The organism is Flavobacterium sp. GNP010, assembly GCF_056428945.1.
On sequence record NZ_JBWJVK010000124.1, the window covers coordinates 1 to 1,090 of the forward strand.

Annotated in this window: 2 protein-coding genes; both read right to left on the reverse strand. The window is 43.2% G+C overall.

Annotation, left to right across the window (positions count from 1 at the left end):
- On the reverse strand, window positions 1-755 hold a 755-nt coding region (locus AC061C_RS15810; protein WP_478291970.1), incomplete at its 3' end, for an IS91 family transposase.
- A partial coding sequence (locus tag AC061C_RS15815) for a tyrosine-type recombinase/integrase (RefSeq protein ID WP_478291971.1) occupies window positions 740-1,090 on the reverse strand: 351 nt, incomplete at its 5' end. The genes AC061C_RS15815 and AC061C_RS15810, both read right to left, overlap by 16 nt.

A 1,090-nucleotide genomic window follows, 5' to 3' on the forward strand; every position in this document is an offset into this window, starting at 1 on the left:
TCAATACTTTTAATTCTCTGGTTACTAATGGCGATTTTATGGGTGTAACGTCCCAAATATTCCACCACCGACTTTGTATTTCCAAAAGGTTTCTTAGCAAAAACAACCCACGGTTTTTTCCATAAATCCTGCCTGATTTGTTCGTATTGGATAGGTGATTTCGCCTTGAGTTTGGCGCAATATTTAGCCCTAAAAACTTTTGACAAAGCTTTTACTGGGAACAAGAATTTACCATCGGTTCTTGCGTTTTTCCACTGCCCATCTCTATTGATTCCACCACCGGGAACAATACAATGCAGGTGCGGATGCAAGCTCAATTGCTGTCCCCAAGTGTGCAAAACCGCAATCATTCCCATTTGCATTTCTTTGGCTTTGCCAAAGGTTTTTAGTGTTTCCCATGTCGCTTCAAAAAGCGTATCGTAAACCAATTTTGGCTGATGTATCGCTAATGAATTGATACTACTTGGCAAGGTAAAAACCACGTGGAAGTACGGCACTGGCAAGAGTTCTGTTTCTCTAGCCTGGATCCAATCTTCGCGTTTGTTGCCCTGACACTTGGGACAATGTCTGTTGCGGCAAGAGTTGTAGCTTATGGTAATGTTTCCACAGTCATCACATGCATCGATATGACCACCCAACTCCGCTGTTCGGCACTTTTTAATGGCGTAAAGCGTACGAAGCTGCCACGTATTGAGTCCATAACTTTCAATTTTAGAGCCTACTTTTCGCAGTACATCGGCTACTTCCGACTGCATTGTGCAAAAAGCGTATCGAGTGGACTAAAAATGCGCTGACTCTCGAGTTGGGCAATATGGAGGTATTCCATTGTAGTCTCAACATTTTGATGTCCCAAAAGGTCTTTGAGCGTCATAATATCCATGCCGTCTTCCAGCAAATGAGTGGCATAAGAGTGTCGCAAGGTATGGGTGTGAACTTCTTTGATTATTCCTGCTGCTTTTGCCACTTGCTTAACCGCCCATTGCACGCCACGTTGTGAATAGCGATTGTCAAAATCACCACCTGCTCCAGTAGGCAAAGGCTGTCCGTTAAAAAGATAATCTTGAGGTTTTTCGGCTTCGATGTATTTTTT